General features: G+C 71.5%; 17 protein-coding genes. 16 read left to right on the top strand and 1 reads right to left on the bottom strand.

The features are described from left to right. Window positions 1–12: 12 nt before the first annotated feature. The 3 genes from ACFYOB_RS26370 (at window position 13) to ftsH (ending at window position 6246) form a co-directional block, all read left to right on the top strand. The gene (locus ACFYOB_RS26370) at window positions 13–2439 is read left to right on the top strand and encodes a [protein-PII] uridylyltransferase (protein WP_388563429.1); all 2427 of its coding nucleotides are present in this window, start codon (window positions 13–15) and stop codon (window positions 2437–2439) included. A gap of 167 nt (window positions 2440–2606) precedes the next feature. Next, window positions 2607–4181: a signal recognition particle protein gene (ffh, locus tag ACFYOB_RS26365; RefSeq protein WP_388563427.1), complete on the top strand. Its 1575-nt coding sequence runs from the start codon at window positions 2607–2609 to the stop codon at window positions 4179–4181. 127 nt (window positions 4182–4308) lie between these two features. Beyond that, the gene (ftsH, locus tag ACFYOB_RS26360) at window positions 4309–6246 is read left to right on the top strand and encodes an ATP-dependent zinc metalloprotease FtsH (protein WP_388563425.1); all 1938 of its coding nucleotides are present in this window, start codon (window positions 4309–4311) and stop codon (window positions 6244–6246) included. A 12-nt stretch (window positions 6247–6258) separates the two neighbouring features. Here the strand turns inward: ftsH and ACFYOB_RS26355 are convergent, their stop codons facing one another. Continuing rightward, window positions 6259–6936 (bottom strand): SAM-dependent methyltransferase, encoded by a 678-nt coding sequence (locus tag ACFYOB_RS26355; RefSeq protein ID WP_388563423.1) that lies wholly within the window; start codon window positions 6934–6936, stop codon window positions 6259–6261. Between the two features lie 140 nt (window positions 6937–7076). Here ACFYOB_RS26355 and proS point away from each other — a divergent pair, with 140 nt between their 5' ends. The 13 genes from proS (at window position 7077) to ACFYOB_RS26290 (ending at window position 16569) form a co-directional block, all read left to right on the top strand. Next, window positions 7077–8489: a proline--tRNA ligase gene (gene proS / locus ACFYOB_RS26350; RefSeq protein WP_388563421.1), complete on the top strand. Its 1413-nt coding sequence runs from the start codon at window positions 7077–7079 to the stop codon at window positions 8487–8489. A 199-nt stretch (window positions 8490–8688) separates the two neighbouring features. Next, a complete protein-coding gene (locus tag ACFYOB_RS26345) occupies window positions 8689–9285 on the top strand; it encodes a hypothetical protein (protein WP_328927878.1) in 597 nt (198 codons plus the stop codon). A gap of 271 nt (window positions 9286–9556) precedes the next feature. After that, a complete protein-coding gene (gene rpsP, locus ACFYOB_RS26340) occupies window positions 9557–9997 on the top strand; it encodes a 30S ribosomal protein S16 (protein ID WP_030386406.1) in 441 nt (146 codons plus the stop codon). A gap of 2 nt (window positions 9998–9999) precedes the next feature. Further along, window positions 10000–10239, top strand: a complete 240-nt coding sequence (locus ACFYOB_RS26335; RefSeq protein WP_030011889.1) for an RNA-binding protein — start codon at window positions 10000–10002, stop codon at window positions 10237–10239. 95 nt (window positions 10240–10334) lie between these two features. Further along, complete coding sequence (gene rimM, locus ACFYOB_RS26330; RefSeq protein ID WP_388563418.1) at window positions 10335–10895, top strand: ribosome maturation factor RimM; 561 nt, start codon at window positions 10335–10337, stop codon at window positions 10893–10895. Then, window positions 10895–11716 carry a tRNA (guanosine(37)-N1)-methyltransferase TrmD gene (gene trmD / locus ACFYOB_RS26325; RefSeq protein ID WP_388563416.1) on the top strand — a complete coding sequence of 274 codons (822 nt, stop codon included), beginning with the start codon at window positions 10895–10897 and terminating at the stop codon, window positions 11714–11716. The genes rimM and trmD overlap by 1 nt, the downstream gene beginning before the upstream one ends. A 133-nt stretch (window positions 11717–11849) precedes the next feature. After that, window positions 11850–12200, top strand: a complete 351-nt coding sequence (gene rplS, locus ACFYOB_RS26320) for a 50S ribosomal protein L19 (RefSeq protein ID WP_073911044.1) — start codon at window positions 11850–11852, stop codon at window positions 12198–12200. A 44-nt stretch (window positions 12201–12244) separates the two neighbouring features. Further along, window positions 12245–12988, top strand: a complete 744-nt coding sequence (gene lepB, locus ACFYOB_RS26315; RefSeq protein WP_388563414.1) for a signal peptidase I — start codon at window positions 12245–12247, stop codon at window positions 12986–12988. Further along, entirely contained in the window at window positions 12981–13868 is an 888-nt protein-coding gene (gene lepB / locus ACFYOB_RS26310) for a signal peptidase I (protein ID WP_388563412.1), read from the top strand. Before lepB (ACFYOB_RS26315) ends, lepB (ACFYOB_RS26310) begins: the two co-directional genes overlap by 8 nt. A 113-nt stretch (window positions 13869–13981) precedes the next feature. After that, on the top strand, window positions 13982–14884 hold the full coding sequence (gene lepB, locus ACFYOB_RS26305; protein ID WP_328927882.1) for a signal peptidase I: 903 nt from the start codon (window positions 13982–13984) through the stop codon (window positions 14882–14884). Between the two features lie 42 nt (window positions 14885–14926). Beyond that, window positions 14927–15709: a signal peptidase I gene (gene lepB, locus ACFYOB_RS26300; RefSeq protein WP_388563410.1), complete on the top strand. Its 783-nt coding sequence runs from the start codon at window positions 14927–14929 to the stop codon at window positions 15707–15709. Beyond that, on the top strand, window positions 15699–16205 hold the full coding sequence (locus ACFYOB_RS26295) for an NUDIX hydrolase (protein ID WP_388563408.1): 507 nt from the start codon (window positions 15699–15701) through the stop codon (window positions 16203–16205). The genes lepB (ACFYOB_RS26300) and ACFYOB_RS26295 overlap by 11 nt, the downstream gene beginning before the upstream one ends. Before the next feature lie 55 nt (window positions 16206–16260). Next, the gene (locus ACFYOB_RS26290; protein ID WP_005311352.1) at window positions 16261–16569 is read left to right on the top strand and encodes a DUF2469 domain-containing protein; all 309 of its coding nucleotides are present in this window, start codon (window positions 16261–16263) and stop codon (window positions 16567–16569) included. Window positions 16570–16602 lie beyond the last annotated feature (33 nt).

Raw genomic sequence — 16602 nt, 5'->3', positions numbered from 1 at the left:
GGGAGCTCCTGGGTGACGAGCGTCGAGAAGACCACGGACCACACGGCCGACTCGGGACCCAGCGGATACGCCGCGGCCCGGCTGCGACTCCTCCAGGAGGAGTCGCGGTCCGGGCCTTCGCGGCGTTCCGCCCTGGCCGGGCTGACCGACGAATGGCTGAACGCCCTGTTCACCGCCGCTGTACGGGAGACCGGCGTACGCGGCGCCGCCCTGGTGGCCGTCGGCGGTTACGGGCGCGGCGAACTCTCCCCGCGCAGCGACCTCGACCTGGTGCTGCTGCACGACGGCAAGGCCGAGCCGCGGGCCCTGAGCGCGCTGGCCGACCGCCTCTGGTACCCGGTGTGGGACCTGGGCGTGGCCCTCGACCACTCGGTACGGACCCCCGGCGAGGCCCGCAAGACCGCCGCCGAGGACCTCAAGGTGCACCTCGGACTGCTGGACGCCCGGCCGGTCGCGGGCGACGCCGGCCTCCTGGCCGGCCTGCGGACCTCCGTGCTGGCCGACTGGCGCAACCAGGCGGCCAAACGGCTCCCGCAGCTGCACGCCCTGTGCCGGGAACGGGCCGAGCGGGCCGGTGAGCTGCGCTTCCTGCTCGAACCCGACCTCAAGGAGGCCCGCGGCGGGCTCCGGGACGTCACCGCGCTGCGGGCGGTGGCGGCGTCCTGGCTGGCCGACGCCCCGCGCGAGGGCCTCGCCGACGCCCGGCGCCGGCTCCTGGACGCCCGGGACGCCCTGCACCTGGTGACGGGCCGCTCCACCGACCGGCTCTCGCTCCAGGAACAGGACCAGGTCGCGGCCCAGCTCGGGCTGCTCGACGCGGACGCGCTGCTGCGCGAGGTGTACGAGGCCGCGCGGGTCGTCGCGTACGCCGGTGACGTGACCTGGCGGGAAGTCGGCCGGGTCCTGCGGGCCCGCGCGGCCAAGCCGAGGCTGCGGGGGCTCCTCGGCACCCGCGGAGCGCAGGCCGTCGAGCGGGCACCCCTGGCCGAGGGGGTCGTGGAGTCCGACGGCGAAGCCGTGCTGGCCCTGGCCGCGCGCCCCGACCGGGATCCCGTACTGCCGCTGCGCTTCGGCGCGGCCGCCGCACAGGCCGGACTCCCCGTGTCCCTGCACGCCCTGCGCAGGCTCGCGGCCCAGGCGAAGCCGCTCCCGGTGCCCTGGCCGGCCGAGGCCCGCGAGCAGCTCCTCACCCTGCTCGGTGCCGGCGAGCCGACCATCGCCGTCTGGGAGGCCATGGAGGCGGAAGGCCTGATCACACGACTGCTGCCCGACTGGGAACGGGTACGGTGCCGCCCGCAGCGCAACCCCGTCCACACCTGGACGGTGGACCGCCACCTCATCGAGACGGCCGTGCGGGCCTCGGCCCTCACCCGCCGGGTCGGCCGCCCCGACCTGCTCCTGATGGCCGCCCTCCTGCACGACATCGGCAAGGGCTGGCCGGGGGACCACTCAGTGGCGGGGGAGACGATCGCGCGTGACGTCGCCGTGCGGGTCGGCTTCGGCGCGCGGGACATCGACGTACTGGGCACACTCGTACGGCACCACCTGCTGCTGATCGACACCGCGACCCGGCGCGACCTGGACGACCCGGCGACCGTCCGCGCGGTGGCCGAGGCCGTGGGGTCGGTGGGCACGCTGGAGATACTGCACGCCCTGACGGAGGCGGACGCCCTGGCCACCGGGCCGGCGGCGTGGAGCGCCTGGCGGGGATCGCTGGTCGCGGACCTCGTCGCACGGGTCGCCGCCGTGCTGCGCGGCACGGCCCCGGCCGCGCGTGAACCGGAGATCCCCTCGACCGAACAGGAACGCCTGGCGGTGGAGGCGCTGCGCACCGGGGAGCCGGTGCTCGCGCTCCAGGCCCGGCACGAGGAGGACGCCGTCGGCGTGGAACTCGTCGTGGCCGTCCCCGACCAGCCGGGGGTCCTCCCGGCCGCGGCGGGCGTGCTGGCCCTGCACCGGCTCACCGTCCGGGCGGCCGACCTGCGCTCCGTGGAGCTCCCGGACCGGCTGGGGGAGGTCCTGGTGCTGCGCTGGCGGGTGGCGGCCGAGTACGGCTCGCTGCCAGAGGCCGCGCGGCTGCGCACCGACCTGGTCCGCGCCCTGGACGGCTCGCTCGACGTTCCGGCCAGGCTGGCGGACCGCGAGGCGGCGTACCCGCGCCGCCGCGGGGTGGTCCCGCCGCCGCCCCGGGTCGAGGTGGTCCCGGACGTCTCCGCCCTGGCCACGGTCCTGGAGGTGCGCGCCCCCGACGCGGTGGGTCTGCTGCACCGGATCGGGCGGGCGCTGGAGTCCGGCGGGGTCCGGGTCCGCAGCGCGCACGTCTCGACGCTCGGCGCCAATGCCGTGGACACGCTGTACGTGACCACCCCCGAGGGCAAGCCGCTGGAACCCGTGCAGGGGGCGGCCCTGGCCGCATCCGTGCAGGCGGCGCTGGCGTAGCGGCGGGGCCGGATCGCCCTGTGGCGATTCCGGCCCCTCCGACGCTGCGGGGCCCGTTTCCCGGGTCGGAGCTCCGGGAAAAGACGCCCGCAGGGCCGGGCCGGTGGCGCGGCCCGATACCCTGGGGGACGACCACAACGCCCCCGACCCGAGGAATCGCGACCACCGTGTTCGATACGCTCTCCGACCGCTTGGCGAATACCTTCAAGGGCCTGCGCGGCAAAGGCCGGCTGTCCGAGGCTGACATCGACGCAGCGGCCCGGGAAATCCGTATCGCCCTCCTCGAGGCCGACGTCGCCCTCCCGGTCGTCCGCTCCTTCATCGCGAACGTCAAGGAGAGGGCACGCGGCGAGGAGGTCAGCAAGGCGCTGAACCCCGGCCAGCAGGTCCTCAAGATCGTCAACGACGAGCTGGTGACGATCCTCGGCGGCGAGACCCGGCGACTGCGCTTCGCCAAGACCGCCCCCACCGTGATCATGCTGGCCGGTCTCCAGGGTGCCGGTAAGACCACCCTCGCCGGAAAGCTCGGCCTCTGGCTCAAGGGGCAGGGCCACACCCCGCTCCTCGTCGCGTGCGACCTCCAGCGCCCCAACGCCGTCAACCAGCTCTCCGTCGTCGCCGACCGCGCGGGCGTCGCCTTCTACGGGCCCCAGCCCGGCAACGGCGTCGGTGACCCGGTCCAGGTCGCGAAGGACTCCGTCGAGTACGCGCGGACCAAGCAGCACGACATCGTCATCGTCGACACCGCCGGCCGCCTCGGCATCGACGCCGAGCTGATGCAGCAGGCCGCGGACATCCGCGACGCCGTCAGCCCCGACGAGATCCTTTTCGTCGTCGACGCCATGATCGGCCAGGACGCGGTCAACACCGCCGAAGCCTTCCGCGACGGCGTCGGCTTCGACGGCGTCGTGCTCTCGAAGCTCGACGGCGACGCCCGGGGTGGTGCCGCGCTCTCCATCGCGCACGTCACCGGCAAGCAGATCATGTTCGCCTCGAACGGCGAGAAGCTCGACGAGTTCGACGCGTTCCACCCCGACCGCATGGCGGGCCGGATCCTCGACATGGGTGACATGCTCACCCTCATCGAGCAGGCCGAGAAGACCTTCTCGCAGGCCGAGGCCGAGAAGATGGCGGCCAAGCTCGCCAAGGGCCCCAAGGAGTTCACGCTCGACGACTTCCTGGCCCAGATGGAGCAGGTCCGCAAGATGGGCTCCATCTCCAAGCTGCTCGGCATGCTGCCCGGCATGGGGCAGATCAAGGACCAGATCAACAACATCGACGAGCGTGACGTCGACCGCATGGCCGCGATCATCAAGTCGATGACCCCGGCCGAGCGCCAGGACCCGACGATCATCAACGGCTCGCGCCGTGCCCGTATCGCCAAGGGTTCGGGTGCCGAGGTCAGCGCCGTCAAGTCGCTGGTGGAGCGGTTCTTCGACGCCCGCAAGATGATGTCCCGCATGGCTCAGGGCGGCGGCATGCCCGGGATGCCCGGCATCCCCGGGATGGGCGGCGGCCCCGGCCGGCAGAAGAAGCAGGTCAAGCAGGCCAAGGGCAAGCGCAAGAGCGGCAACCCGATGAAGCGCAAGGAAGAGGAGGCCGCAGCCGCGGCCCGCCGTGAGCACGGCCCGCAGGCGATCGAGCCCGCGGCCGGCGGCAGCCCCTTCGGCCTTCCTGCGGGCGGCGGCCAGCCGGGTCAGGACTTCGACCTGCCGGACGAGTTCAAGAAGTTCATGAAGTAGTACGCACGCGGGTACGCGAGCGTGGGCCCCGGCTGTGTTCACACGGTCGGGGCCTTCTGCTTCTGCGGGGGCAATGGTCGGGTTTGTCGCTTATGGTCGGCCGGGAGGACGGCAGAAGGAGACGCCCGTGCCCAGCCCCAGCCCCGTACCGCCGCGCGACCGGGCCGACACGCCCTGGCGCTCGGAGGGCGCACCGCCCGCCCCCGCGCCGAAGAAGAGGATGCCGGGCGGCTGGCGGGGGCTGATCCTCGCCGCTCTGATCGTCTACCTGATCACCAACCTGGTGCTGTCCTTCTTCAACGAGGGCGACGAGCCGACGATCTCGTACACCGAATTCAGCAAGCAGGTCGCGAACGGCAACGTCTCGAAGATCTACTCCAAGGGCGACGCCATCCAGGGCGAGCTGAAGACCAAGCAGCCGCTGCCCGACGGGGACAAGGGCGACTACACCAAGTTCGTCAGCCAGCGGCCGGCCTTCGCCGACGACGACCTGTGGGCCGAGCTCACCAAGCAGAACGTGACCGTCACGGCCTCTCCGGTCGTCCTGCAGCGCAGTTTCCTGGCCAACCTGCTGCTCTCCCTCGCCCCCATGCTGCTGCTGGTCGCGCTGTGGATCTTCTTCTCCCGCCGGATGAGCGCCGGCATGGGCGGCATGGGCGCGCTGGGTCGCAAGGCCCCGCCCAAGCCGGTGGAGCTGGTGGAGGGCGCCCCGCGCACCACCTTCGAGGACGTGGCCGGCATCGACGAGGTCGCGGGGGAGCTGAACGACGTCGTCGACTTCCTCAAGAACCCGCAGAACTACCGGAGGATGGGCGCCAGGATGCCGGGCGGGGTCCTGCTGTCCGGACCGCCCGGCACCGGCAAGACCTTGCTGGCACGGGCGGTCGCGGGCGAGGCCGGGGTCCCGTTCTTCTCCGCCTCCGCCTCCGAGTTCATCGAGATGATCGTCGGCGTGGGAGCCTCCCGGGTCCGCGAACTGTTCACGGAGGCGCGCAAAGTCGCCCCCGCGATCATCTTCATCGACGAGATCGACACCATCGGCCGCGTGCGGGGCGGCGGCGCGACGATGGGCGGCCACGACGAGCGCGAGCAGACCCTGAACCAGATCCTCACCGAGATGGACGGCTTCTCGGGTTCGGAGGGCGTGGTCGTCCTGGCCGCCACCAACCGGGCGGACGTCCTGGACCCCGCCCTGACCCGCCCGGGCCGCTTCGACCGCACCGTGGTCGTCTCACCGCCCGACCGGGGCGGCCGCGAGGCCATCCTGCGCATCCACACGCGGGACATCCCGCTAGCCGAGAGCGTCGACCTGGCCCAGGTGGCCCGTACCACCCCCGGGATGACCGGCGCCGAACTGGCCAACCTGGCCAACGAGGCCGCGCTGCTGGCCGTCAAACGCCGGCAGGACCAGGTGACCCAGTCCGATCTCTCCGACGCCCTGGAGAAGGTCCAGCTCGGCGCGGAGCGGTCCTTGGTCATGCCTCTGGAGGAGCGCCGCCGTACGGCCTACCACGAGAGCGGCCACGCCCTGCTGGGCATGCTCCAGCCCGGCGCCGACCCGGTGCGCAAGATCACCATCGTCCCCCGGGGCCGCGCGCTGGGCGTCACCCTCTCGACCCCGGACGCGGACCGGTACGCGTACACCGAGGAGTACCTCCGCGGCCGCATCATCGGCGCGCTGGGCGGCATGGCCGCCGAGCACACCGTCTACGACGTGATCACCACGGGCGCGGAGAACGACCTCGAACAGGTCACCAACATCGTCCGCGGCATGGTCGGCCGCTGGGGCATGAGCGAGCGCGTCGGCAAGCTCACCGCCATCCCCTCCGACGGCCAGGGCCCGTACGGCCTGTCCGCGGCCCCCGCCACCCTCGACGCGGTCGACCACGAGATGCGGCGGATCGTGGACGAGTGCTACGACGAGGCCTGCCGGCTGCTGCGCGAGCACCGGCCGAAGCTCGACGCCCTGGCCGAGGCCCTGCTCGCCGCCGAGACCCTGGACGAAGCGGCCGCCTACGCCGCCGCCGGGATCCCGCGCCTGACGAAGAGCCACGGCGCGGACTGAGGGGGCCGCCGGTCACACCACCCGGGCGATCACGTACCGGAAGATGTTCGGCAGCCACACCGCTCCGTCGGATCGCTCGAAGGGGTGAAGGGCCTCGGCGAGTTCCTTCTCCGCGAGCGCGGGATCGGCCGCGCCGTCGAAGAGCCCCGTCGACAGCAGCCCGCGCACGGCGCTGTCCACATCCGCGTACCCGAAGGGGCAGAACACCCGCCCCGACCCGTCCGGTCGCAGCCCGGCCCGCTCCACGAGCGCGTCAAGGTCCCGGGGCGCGGGTCCGCCGCCCAGGACCGCGGGCACCGTGCACCGTTCCGCCGGACCCCAGTCGGCCAGCACCACCGCCCCGCCGCGCCGGACCGTGGGCAGCGCCCGGGCCAGCGCCGCCGGGGCCGGCGAGAAGGCCAGCAGGGCGTCGTACGGCCGGGACGCCGCCGAGGGCGCCGGGGGAGCCGCGAGCACCTCCAGCAGCCGCTCACGGGCCAGCGCCCGCCGGGCCGGATCCGCCTCCACCCCCGTGGCCACGGCTCCCCGCCCGGCCGCGAGCAGCAGGGGCAGCCCGGCCCCGCAGCCGAGGTCCAGCAGCCGGTCCCCCGGCCCGATCTCCAGCCGGTCGTAGACCGCCTCGTACAGCGGTACCAGCATCCGTTCCTGGATCTCCGCCCAGTCCCGGGCGACGAGTGTCGCCGTCGGCATCGGTGTCATCGAAAGAGCGCTCCTGATTCCGTGTCGCCCCCTTGCCCCCGTTGACAGGGAACTCCCCATCGGCCCCCGCGTCCAGAGGAGCGTGCCACCCGATTCACGCATCGAGCGCCGGGCGCCGTACCATTCGCGCCATGGCAAAGGCACCCGTTCTCACCCCGCAGGCGGAGGATTTCCCCCGCTGGTACCAGGATCTGATCAACAAGGCCGAGCTGGCCGACAACGGTCCGGTCCGCGGCACCATGGTCATCCGACCGTACGGCTACGGCCTGTGGGAGCGGATGCAGCAGGAGATGGACGCGCGCATCAAGGACGCGGGCGCCCAGAACGCGTACTTCCCGCTGTTCATCCCGCAGTCGTACCTGACGAAGGAAGCCGAGCACGTCGAGGGCTTCGCCCCCGAGCTCGCGGTCGTCACGCACGGCGGCGGCAAGGAGCTGGAAGAGCCGGTCGTCGTCCGGCCCACCTCCGAGACGATCATCAACGACTACTTCTCCAAGTGGGTCCAGAGCTACCGCGACCTGCCCCTGCTGATCAACCAGTGGGCCAACGTGGTCCGCTGGGAGATGCGCCCGCGCGTCTTCCTGCGCACGAGCGAGTTCCTGTGGCAGGAGGGCCACACGGCCCACGCCACCTATGAGGACGCCCGTGACTACGCCGCCCGCATCCACACGGACGTGTACGGCGACTTCATGACGAACGTGCTCGGCATCGACGTCGTGCTCGGCCGCAAGACCGCCAAGGAGCGCTTCGCCGGCGCCATCAACACCCTCACCCTCGAGGGCATGATGGGCGACGGCAAGGCCCTGCAGCTGGGCACGAGCCACGAGCTCGGCACCAACTTCGCCAAGGCCTTCAACACGCAGTACCTGTCGAAGGAAGGCAAGCAGGAGCTCGTCTGGCAGACCTCGTGGGGCGTCTCGACCCGCATGGTCGGCGGCCTGATCATGTCCCACGGCGACGACAACGGCCTGCGGGTCCCGCCGCGCCTGGCCCACGTCCAGGTCGTCGTCATGGCGATCAAGGGCGACGAGGCCGTGGCCAAGGTCCGCGAGCTGGGTGCCCAGCTGAAGGCCGCCGGCATCCGGGTGCAGGTCGACGACCGTGTCGACACCCCCTTCGGCCGCCGCGCCGTGGACTGGGAGCTCAAGGGCGTACCGGTCCGCATCGAGATCGGCCCCCGTGACCTGGAGGCCGGCACCGCGATGCTCGCCCGCCGGATCCCGGGCGGGAAGACCCCCGTGCAGATCGACGCGCTCGCCGACCTGCTGCCCAAGGTGCTCGACGAGGACCAGGCGCAGCTGCTGCGCGAGTCCCGCGAGCGCCGTGAGGCCCGTACCTCGGACGTCTCGACCATCGAGGAGGCCGCCGAGGCCGCCGTCGCCGGCGGCTGGGCGCGGATCCCGTGGGCGGACCTCGGTCCGGAGGGCGAGGCCAAGCTGGCCGAGCAGGCCGTCTCCGTGCGCTGCCTGATCGCGGCCGACGGGTCGGTTCCGGAGGCGGACGACGCCCCCGGTACCCTCGCGATCGTCGCGCGCTCCTACTGAGTCACTCCTCCGCCCCGGCGCACGGCCTGTTCCGTGCGCCGGGGTTGATGCTTTCCCGTCGACGTTACGTACCGACTCATCCTGAGATCGGCGCACCCGTCCTCGTCAGGACGCATGAGTGTGAACTGACTGGTACGTGCAAAAAATTTGGAATGGCCCGGAATCGGAACACCAGGGCACCTCGGCTCGTTGTCACGACGTGAGCACGACACCCCCTGTTCTCGCCGCAGAGCTGGCGCAGGCGTGGGCCGATATTCAGCGGTACCACCCCGAGCTGCCTGACCTTGCCGCGCCCGAGTCCCTGATCGGAGAGTCCTCGTCCGCCTGCGGCGCCGAGCTCTCCTTCGAGCGACTGCTGCACGAGGCAGTCCACGGCATCGCCGCCGCTCGCGGAGTCCGCGACACCTCGCGCGCCGGCCGCTACCACAACCGCAGATTCCTCGCGATCGCCGAGGAGATGGGGCTGGACCACTCCGAAGAGCCGCACGCGAGCAGCGGCTTCTCGCTGGTCACGCTCAACCCCGAGGCGAAGCGGCGCTACCGCCCCACGATGGAGCGGCTGCAGCGCGCGCTGAAGGCCCACACGGCTGCCACGGCCGCGGACACCAAGCGCAGCTTCCGGGGGCCGGCCGCCCGGCACGGCTCCTCCGGCGGCGGCGTGCGGGTCAAGGCGGTCTGCGACTGCGGGCGCAACGTGCGGGTGGTCCCTTCCGTGCTCGCCCAGGCGCCGATCGTGTGCGGCGGCTGCATGAAGCCCTTCCGTATCCCCGAGGTGGCCATCGCGGCGGCCTCCTGACCGTCGGGGTCGGCACCCCGGCGGGCCGCGCCGCGCCACTGCGGCGGCGCCCGGAGCCGGGGCCGCGCTCAGCCGCGCCCGCAGGGCGGGGCGGATCCACCCCGCCCGGCTGAGCGCGCCGCGGGCGTATGGCACAATGGCTAGCTGTACTCGACAGTCGCATAGGACCCCTCTCTCCTCCGGCTGACGCGTCCATCGGGCACCCGAGTACCGCAACCCCACGTGGCATCTCATGTGCCCAACCACGTCAAGTTCAGGAGACACCACTCCAGTGGCAGTCAAGATCAAGCTCAAGCGCCTCGGCAAGATTCGCCAGCCGCACTACCGCATCGTCGTCGCCGACGCCCGCACCCGCCGGGATGGTCGCGCGATCGAGGAGATCGGTATCTACCACCCGACCTACAACCCGTCGCGCATCGAGGTCAACGCCGAGCGTGCGCAGTACTGGCTGTCCGTCGGCGCCCAGCCCACCGAGGCTGTGCTCGCCATCCTGAAGCTGACCGGTGACTGGCAGGCCCACAAGGGTCTCCCCGCCCCCGCGCCGCTCCTGCAGCCGGAGACGAAGGAGAGCAAGCGTCGCTCCTTCGACGAGTTCGCCAAGGCCCTCGAGGGCATCGGCGAGGGCAAGGGCGAGGCCATCACGCAGAAGGCCAAGAAGGCCGACAAGAAGGCGGACGAGGCTGAGGCCGCCGCCGAGTCGACCGAGGCCTGATCATGCTCGAGGAGGCTCTTGAGCACCTCGTGAAGGGCATTGTGGACAACCCCGACGAAGTGCAGGTCGCCTCGCGCAACCTGCGCCGCGGGCAGGTGCTCGAGGTCCGGGTCCACCCCGACGACCTCGGCAAGGTGATCGGCCGCAACGGCCGCACCGCGCGTGCTCTGCGTACCGTCGTGGGCGCCATCGGCGGCCGGGGGATCCGCGTCGACCTCGTCGACGTGGACCAGGTCCGCTGAGACCGGGTCCATTGCAAGAGTGATCACCGGCACGGGCCGGGGAGGGCATACGTGCCCGCCCCGGCCCGTCGTCGTCTGAACAGGAGAGACACACAGTGGAGCTGGTAGTCGCGCGGATCGGCCGCGCCCACGGCATCAAGGGTGAGGTCACCGTCGAGGTGCGCACCGACGAGCCGGAACTGCGGCTCAGTCCCGGCGCCGTGCTCAAGACGGAACCCGCGTCGGCGGGACCGCTGACCGTCGAGACCGGCCGGGTGCACAGCGGCAGGCTGCTGCTCCGCTTCGCGGGCGTCAAGGACCGCACCGGCGCCGAGGCGCTGCGCAACATCCTGCTGATCGCGGAAGTGGACCCGGCGGAGCTCCCGGAGGAGGACGACGAGTACTACGACCACCAGCTGATGGACCTGGACGTGGTGCTGGAGGACGGTACCGAGATCGGCCGGATCACCGAGATCTCCCACCTGCCCTCGCAGGACCTCTTCATCGTCGAGCGGCCGGACGGCTCCGAGGTGATGATCCCCTTCGTGGAGGAGATCGTCGCCGAGATCGACCTGGAGGAGCAGCGCTGCGTCATCACCCCGCCGCCCGGGCTGATCGACGAGCGCGAAGCGATCATCGACTCGACCCGTGACGAGGACTCCGGGGAAGAAGCCTGATGCGTCTCGACGTCGTCACGATCTTCCCCGAGTACCTGGAGCCGCTGAACGTCTCCCTCGTCGGCAAGGCCCGCGCCCGCGGCCAGCTCGACGTACACGTCCACGACCTGCGGGACTGGACGTACGACCGGCACAACACCGTCGACGACACCCCGTACGGCGGCGGCCCCGGCATGGTCATGAAGACCGAGCCGTGGGGCGAGGCCCTGGACGCGGCGCTGGCCGACGGCTACGAGGCGGGCGCGCACGGGCCCGTCATGGTCGTCCCCACCCCCAGCGGCCGGCCCTTCACCCAGGAACTGGCCGTCGAGCTCTCCGAGCGGCCCTGGCTGATCTTCACGCCGGCCCGGTACGAGGGCATCGACCGCCGTGTCATGGACGAGTACGCCACGCGCATGCCGGTGTACGAGGTCTCCATCGGCGACTACGTCCTGGCGGGCGGCGAGGCCGCCGTACTCGTCGTCACCGAGGCCGTGGCCCGGCTGCTCCCCGGGGTGCTCGGCAACGCCGAATCGCACCGCGACGACTCCTTCGCCCCGGGTGAGATGGCGAACCTGCTGGAGGGGCCCGTCTACACCAAGCCCCCGGTGTGGCGCGGACGGGACATCCCAGAGGTGCTGCTCAGCGGCCACCACGGGAAGATCGCCCGCTGGCGCCGGGACGAGGCCTTCCGCCGGACCGCGGCCAACCGTCCCGATCTGATCGAGCGCTGTGAGGCTGAAGCCTTCGACAAGAAGGACCGGGAGATCCTCTCCATCCTGGGCTGGAAGCCGTCGGCCGACGGCCGGTTTTGGCGCAGGCCCGCAGCCGTGGAAGAATAGGCGGCTGCTGTGTGCTCGCGGACGCCCCTGCCACAGGGGGACCGTCGTCCGCCGGGTTCCACGGCTCCCGAATTCTCTACGGAAACCCGCACTGGCGACCTGTGGCGTCATGCGAAGAAAGCAGACGAAGAACATGTCTCACCTGCTCGATGGCGTCAACGCCGCCGCGCTCCGCTCGGACGTCCCGGCCTTCCGCCCGGGTGACACGATCAACGTGCACGTCCGCGTGATCGAGGGCAACCGCTCCCGTATCCAGCAGTTCAAGGGTGTCGTCATCCGCCGCCAGGGCGCCGGTGTCTCCGAGACCTTCACCGTTCGCAAGGTCTCCTTCAGCGTCGGCGTGGAGCGTACCTTCCCGGTCCACTCCCCGATCTTCGAGAAGATCGAGCTCGTCACCCGCGGTGACGTGCGCCGCGCCAAGCTGTACTACCTCCGTGAGCTCCGCGGCAAGGCCGCGAAGATCAAGGAGAAGCGCGACAACTGAGGTCCCCTACGGGGTCCCGGGGTGGCCGGATAGGCTCGCCCCCGATGGACACCGAAGCACCTCACACGCAGCGCGGCCACTCTTCCCCCGGCGAGGGGGAGGGGCGGCCGCGTTTTGCGTTCTCGCCGTCGCGGACGCGGCGGCAGCGGTCGGCCTGGCGGCTGACGTGGCGGCGGGCCGGAGTGCTCGGCGTGGTCTGCACCGTCTTCCTGCTGCTGTTCAGCAATTTCGTGGTTCAGCCCTTCCTGATCCCGAGCCGCTCGATGGAACCGACGCTCGAGGTCGGGGACCGGGTGTTGGTCGACAAGCTGGCGTACCGTTTCGGCGATCAGCCGCGCCGCGGGGACATGGTGGTCTTCGACGGCACCGGGTCGTTCGTACGGGAACGCCCCGCGGGCCATCCGGTCGGGGAGGCCCTGCACGGCGTGGCCTCGGCGCTCGGGCTCGCGCAGCCGTCCGACACCGACTTCGTCAAGCGGGTCGTGGGCGTCGGCGGGGACGACGTGGTGTGCTGCGACGCGGGCGGGCGGATCAAGGTCAACGGCGTTCCGCTGGAGGAGCCGTACGTGTACCCGGGCGACGCGCCTTCGAAGGTGCCCTTCCGGATCGTCGTACCGGTTGGGACCCTGTGGGTGATGGGTGATCATCGGTCCCAGTCCCGGGACTCGCGAGACCACCTGGGAGAACCGGGCGGGGGGATGGTGCCGGTGGAGAAGGTGATCGGGCGGGCCGCGTGGATAGGCTGGCCCGTCTCGCGCTGGGGCACGGCCGGGGGCGGGCATGGGTAGCCGCGGTCGGCCGCGCGGCCGTCGGAGGCGCGAAACCGGCTGGGAATCCGAGTTCGAACCCGAGCCGGAGCCGCAGCCGGAGCCGGAGCCCGTCCCGGTGGTGGAGGGCGGCCGGGCCGAGCGGCGCAGGCTGGCCCGCCGGGTGAGGCGGCGCCGCCGTACGCGCCGGGCCGGTGAACTGCCCCTGCTGGTGGCCGTGGCGCTGTGCATCGCCCTGGTCCTCAAGACCTTCCTGGTGCAGGCCTTCTTCATCCCGTCGGGCTCGATGGAGCAGACCATCCGGATCGGCGACCGGGTGCTGGTGGACAAGCTGACCCCGTGGTTCGGCTCCGAGGTCGAGCGCGGCGACGTCGTCGTGTTCAAGGACCCCGGCGGCTGGCTCAAGGGCGAGGCCGCCCGGCCCGCCCCCGACCCGGTCGGCGTCAAGCAGATCAAACAGGCACTCACCTTCATCGGACTTCTGCCCTCGGCCGACGAGCAGGACCTGATCAAGCGCGTCATCGGAGTCGGCGGGGACACCGTCATGTGCTGTGACGCCAGGGGCCGGGTCACCGTCAACGGCTCGCCGCTCGATGAGCCGTACGTGAACGAGGGCAACACGCCCTCGGACATCCGCTTCGAGGTGCACGTGCCGGCGGGCCGGCTCTTCGTGATGGGCGACCACCGGGCGAATTCGGCGGACTCCCGCTTCCACCTCGACGAGGCCTTCGACGGGACCATCGACGAGAACGGGGTCGTGGGGGAGGCCGTGGTCATCGCCTGGCCCTTCGGGCACTGGCGCCGGTTGGAGACGCCCGCCACGTTCCGGATGGTGCCCGATCAGGCCCGCCGCGAGGCACGCGGGCGTCGTCGACGCCGTCGGGGCCCGCCGTTCGCATAGTGTGTCCTGGGTCTCCCGCGCCTTAGGGAACTCCCGCTCGTTAAGGGAGGGGAGAGCCCGTTTCCGATCCGGAGCGGGCGGCTGATCCGAGTGAGGGAGTGGATGTGGGGGATGTGGCGGTAGGCGCACGTTCCGGACGCGACGAGGGCGAGGAGCGGCCGGACGACGACGCTGCCATGAGCGAGGCCGAGGAGGACGGCGGTACCGCGGCGCGCCCGCACCGCTCGTTCTGGAAGGAGCTTCCGCTCCTGATCGGTATCGCCCTGCTGCTGGCCCTGCTGATCAAGACCTTCCTGGTCCAGGCGTTCTCGATCCCGTCCGACTCGATGCAGGACACCCTGCAGCGCGGAGACCGGGTGCTGGTGGACAAGCTGACCCCGTGGTTCGGCTCCGAGCCCGAGCGCGGCGAGGTCGTCGTCTTCCACGACCCGGCGGACTGGCTGTCCGGAGAGCCCACCCCGGAGCCGAACCTCGCCCAGCAGATCCTCAGCAAGATCGGCCTGATGCCGGACGCCGCCGAGAAGGACCTGATCAAGCGGACCATCGCCATCGGCGGGGACACGGTCGAGTGCAAGAAGGGGGGACCGGTCGTCGTCAACGGCAAGGCGCTCGACGAGCCGTACATCTACCCCGGCAACACCCCGTGCGACGACGCCCCGTTCGGCCCGATCACCGTGCCCAAGGGCAAGATCTGGGTGATGGGCGACCACCGGCAGAACTCCCAGGACTCCCGCTACCACATGCAGGACTCCACCCAGGGCTTCGTGCCGGTCGACAAGGTCGTCGGGCGGGCCGTGGTGGTCGCGTGGCCGATCACCCGCTGGTCCACCCTGCCGATCCCGGACACCTTCGACCAGCCGGGCATCGGCAACCAGACCAAGGCCGCCGCGCTCGGCCTCGGCGCCTCCGGGCTCGCGCCGGTGGGGCTCGGCCCGGCCGCGCTGGGGCTCACCGGCGCTGTGCCGCTCGTCATGTGGCGCCGGCGGAGGCTGACTGGCGGGCGTACCGCCGGGTAGGGTGCCGCCCAGGTCGACGATCTCCGACGTGGGGGCGCTGCAATGGGCGGAACACAGGCAATACGCAGTGGCAAGGACGGCCACGGTGGTCTCGGCAACGTGTTGTCGGGCATCGCCGTGGCCGTCGGCTTTGCGCTCTTCCTCGGCGGTTTCGTGTGGGGGGCGCTCGTCTACCAGCCCTACACCGTGCCCACCGACTCGATGACGCCCACCGTCGTGCCCGGGGACCGGGTGCTGGCGCAGCGCATCGACGGCGATGAGGTGCGCCGCGGGGACGTGGTCATCTTTACTGATTCCATGTGGAGCGATTCGCCCATGGTCAAGCGGGTCGTCGGCATCGGCGGCGACACCGTGAAGTGCTGCGGCGCCGCCGGCGAGCTCACCGTGAACGGCACGCCCCTGGACGAGCCCTACATCGACGCCACCAAGCCCGACTCGGGGCTTCCCATGCCGCCCGGGCAGCCCCCCGCCACCGGCACCCCCTTCGAGGTGACGGTGCCGGAGGGCAACCTCTTCCTGCTGGGCGACCACCGGAGCGGCTCCCTGGACTCCCGGGCGCACCTGCAAGAGGCCGGACAGGGCACCGTGGCCCGGTCGGCCGTCAGTGCGCGCGTCGACGCCCTCGCCTGGCCCTCCATGAAGACGCTGGAGCGGCCGCCGACGTATGCCGCGCTGCCGGGCGGGGTCTCCCGGCCCGGGCCGCTGCGACTCCAGCTGGCGGCCGTGGTCGTGGGCGCCGCCCTGGTGGTGCTGGGGGCCGCGTACGGGCCGCTCGCACGGGTTCTGGGGCGCGGCCGGCGGCGGGAGCGGGCCGGTGCCCGCTGAAGCGGCATCGGCGCCGGGCTCCCGGAAGGTGTCGCGGGTGATCCTGCTGGACCCGGCGGACCGGATCCTGCTGCTGCACGGCTTCGAACCGGCGGATCCCGCGGACGACTGGTGGTTCACCCCCGGCGGCGGGCTGGAGGGCGACGAGAGCCGGGAGGAGGCCGCGCTGCGGGAGCTGGCGGAGGAGACGGGGATCACACAGGTCGAATTGGGGCCCGTGCTGTGGCACCGGTACTGCTCGTTCCCCTTCGACGGGCGCCGCTGGGAGCAGGACGAGTGGTACTTCCTGGCCCGTACCGCCCAGACGGTGACCGAGATGGGCGGCCTCACCGAGCTGGAGCGGCGCAGCGTCGCCGGAGCCAGGTGGTGGACCTCCGAGGAACTTCTCGCGGCCCATGAGACGGTGTACCCGACCAGACTCGCCGAGCTGCTCCGGACGCTGCTCGACGACGGTCCTCCGGGTGCGCCGGTGGTCCTGGCCCCGGAAATCGTTTAGGGGCGCACGGGCCTGGCGCACAATAGGGGGACGCACGGCTGAAGGGGAACATGCCATGAGTGCCGAGGACCTCGAAAAGTACGAGACCGAGATGGAGCTGAAGCTCTATCGGGAGTACCGCGACGTCGTCGGGCTGTTCAAGTATGTGATCGAGACCGAACGTCGTTTCTACCTCACCAACGACTACGAGATGCAGGTGCACTCGGTCCAGGGGGAGGTCTTCTTCGAGGTCTCCATGGCCGACGCGTGGGTCTGGGACATGTACCGGCCGGCCCGGTTCGTCAAGCAGGTGCGGGTGCTGACCTTCAAGGACGTGAACATCGAGGAACTCAACAAGAGCGACCTCGAACTGCCGGGCAGCTGAGTTTCCTCCGCCGTACGGGTGACCGGGTCATCC

It is taken from the genome of Streptomyces sp. NPDC006463, assembly GCF_042870715.1.
Taxonomy (GTDB): Bacteria; Actinomycetota; Actinomycetes; order Streptomycetales; family Streptomycetaceae; genus Streptomyces.
This window is presented reverse-complemented; position numbering and strand designations above follow the sequence as displayed.

Coding starts and splice junctions, on each gene's coding strand:
- lepB (WP_388563410.1), top strand. CDS start 14,927: ATGGGCGGAACACAGGCAATACGCAGTGGCAAGGACGGCCACGGTGGT.
- ACFYOB_RS26355 (WP_388563423.1), bottom strand. CDS start 6,936: ATGCCGACGGCGACACTCGTCGCCCGGGACTGGGCGGAGATCCAGGAA.
- trmD (WP_388563416.1), top strand. CDS start 10,895: ATGCGTCTCGACGTCGTCACGATCTTCCCCGAGTACCTGGAGCCGCTG.
- lepB (WP_388563414.1), top strand. CDS start 12,245: ATGGACACCGAAGCACCTCACACGCAGCGCGGCCACTCTTCCCCCGGC.
- proS (WP_388563421.1), top strand. CDS start 7,077: ATGGCAAAGGCACCCGTTCTCACCCCGCAGGCGGAGGATTTCCCCCGC.
- ACFYOB_RS26335 (WP_030011889.1), top strand. CDS start 10,000: ATGCTCGAGGAGGCTCTTGAGCACCTCGTGAAGGGCATTGTGGACAAC.
- ACFYOB_RS26290 (WP_005311352.1), top strand. CDS start 16,261: ATGAGTGCCGAGGACCTCGAAAAGTACGAGACCGAGATGGAGCTGAAG.
- lepB (WP_388563412.1), top strand. CDS start 12,981: ATGGGTAGCCGCGGTCGGCCGCGCGGCCGTCGGAGGCGCGAAACCGGC.
- rplS (WP_073911044.1), top strand. CDS start 11,850: ATGTCTCACCTGCTCGATGGCGTCAACGCCGCCGCGCTCCGCTCGGAC.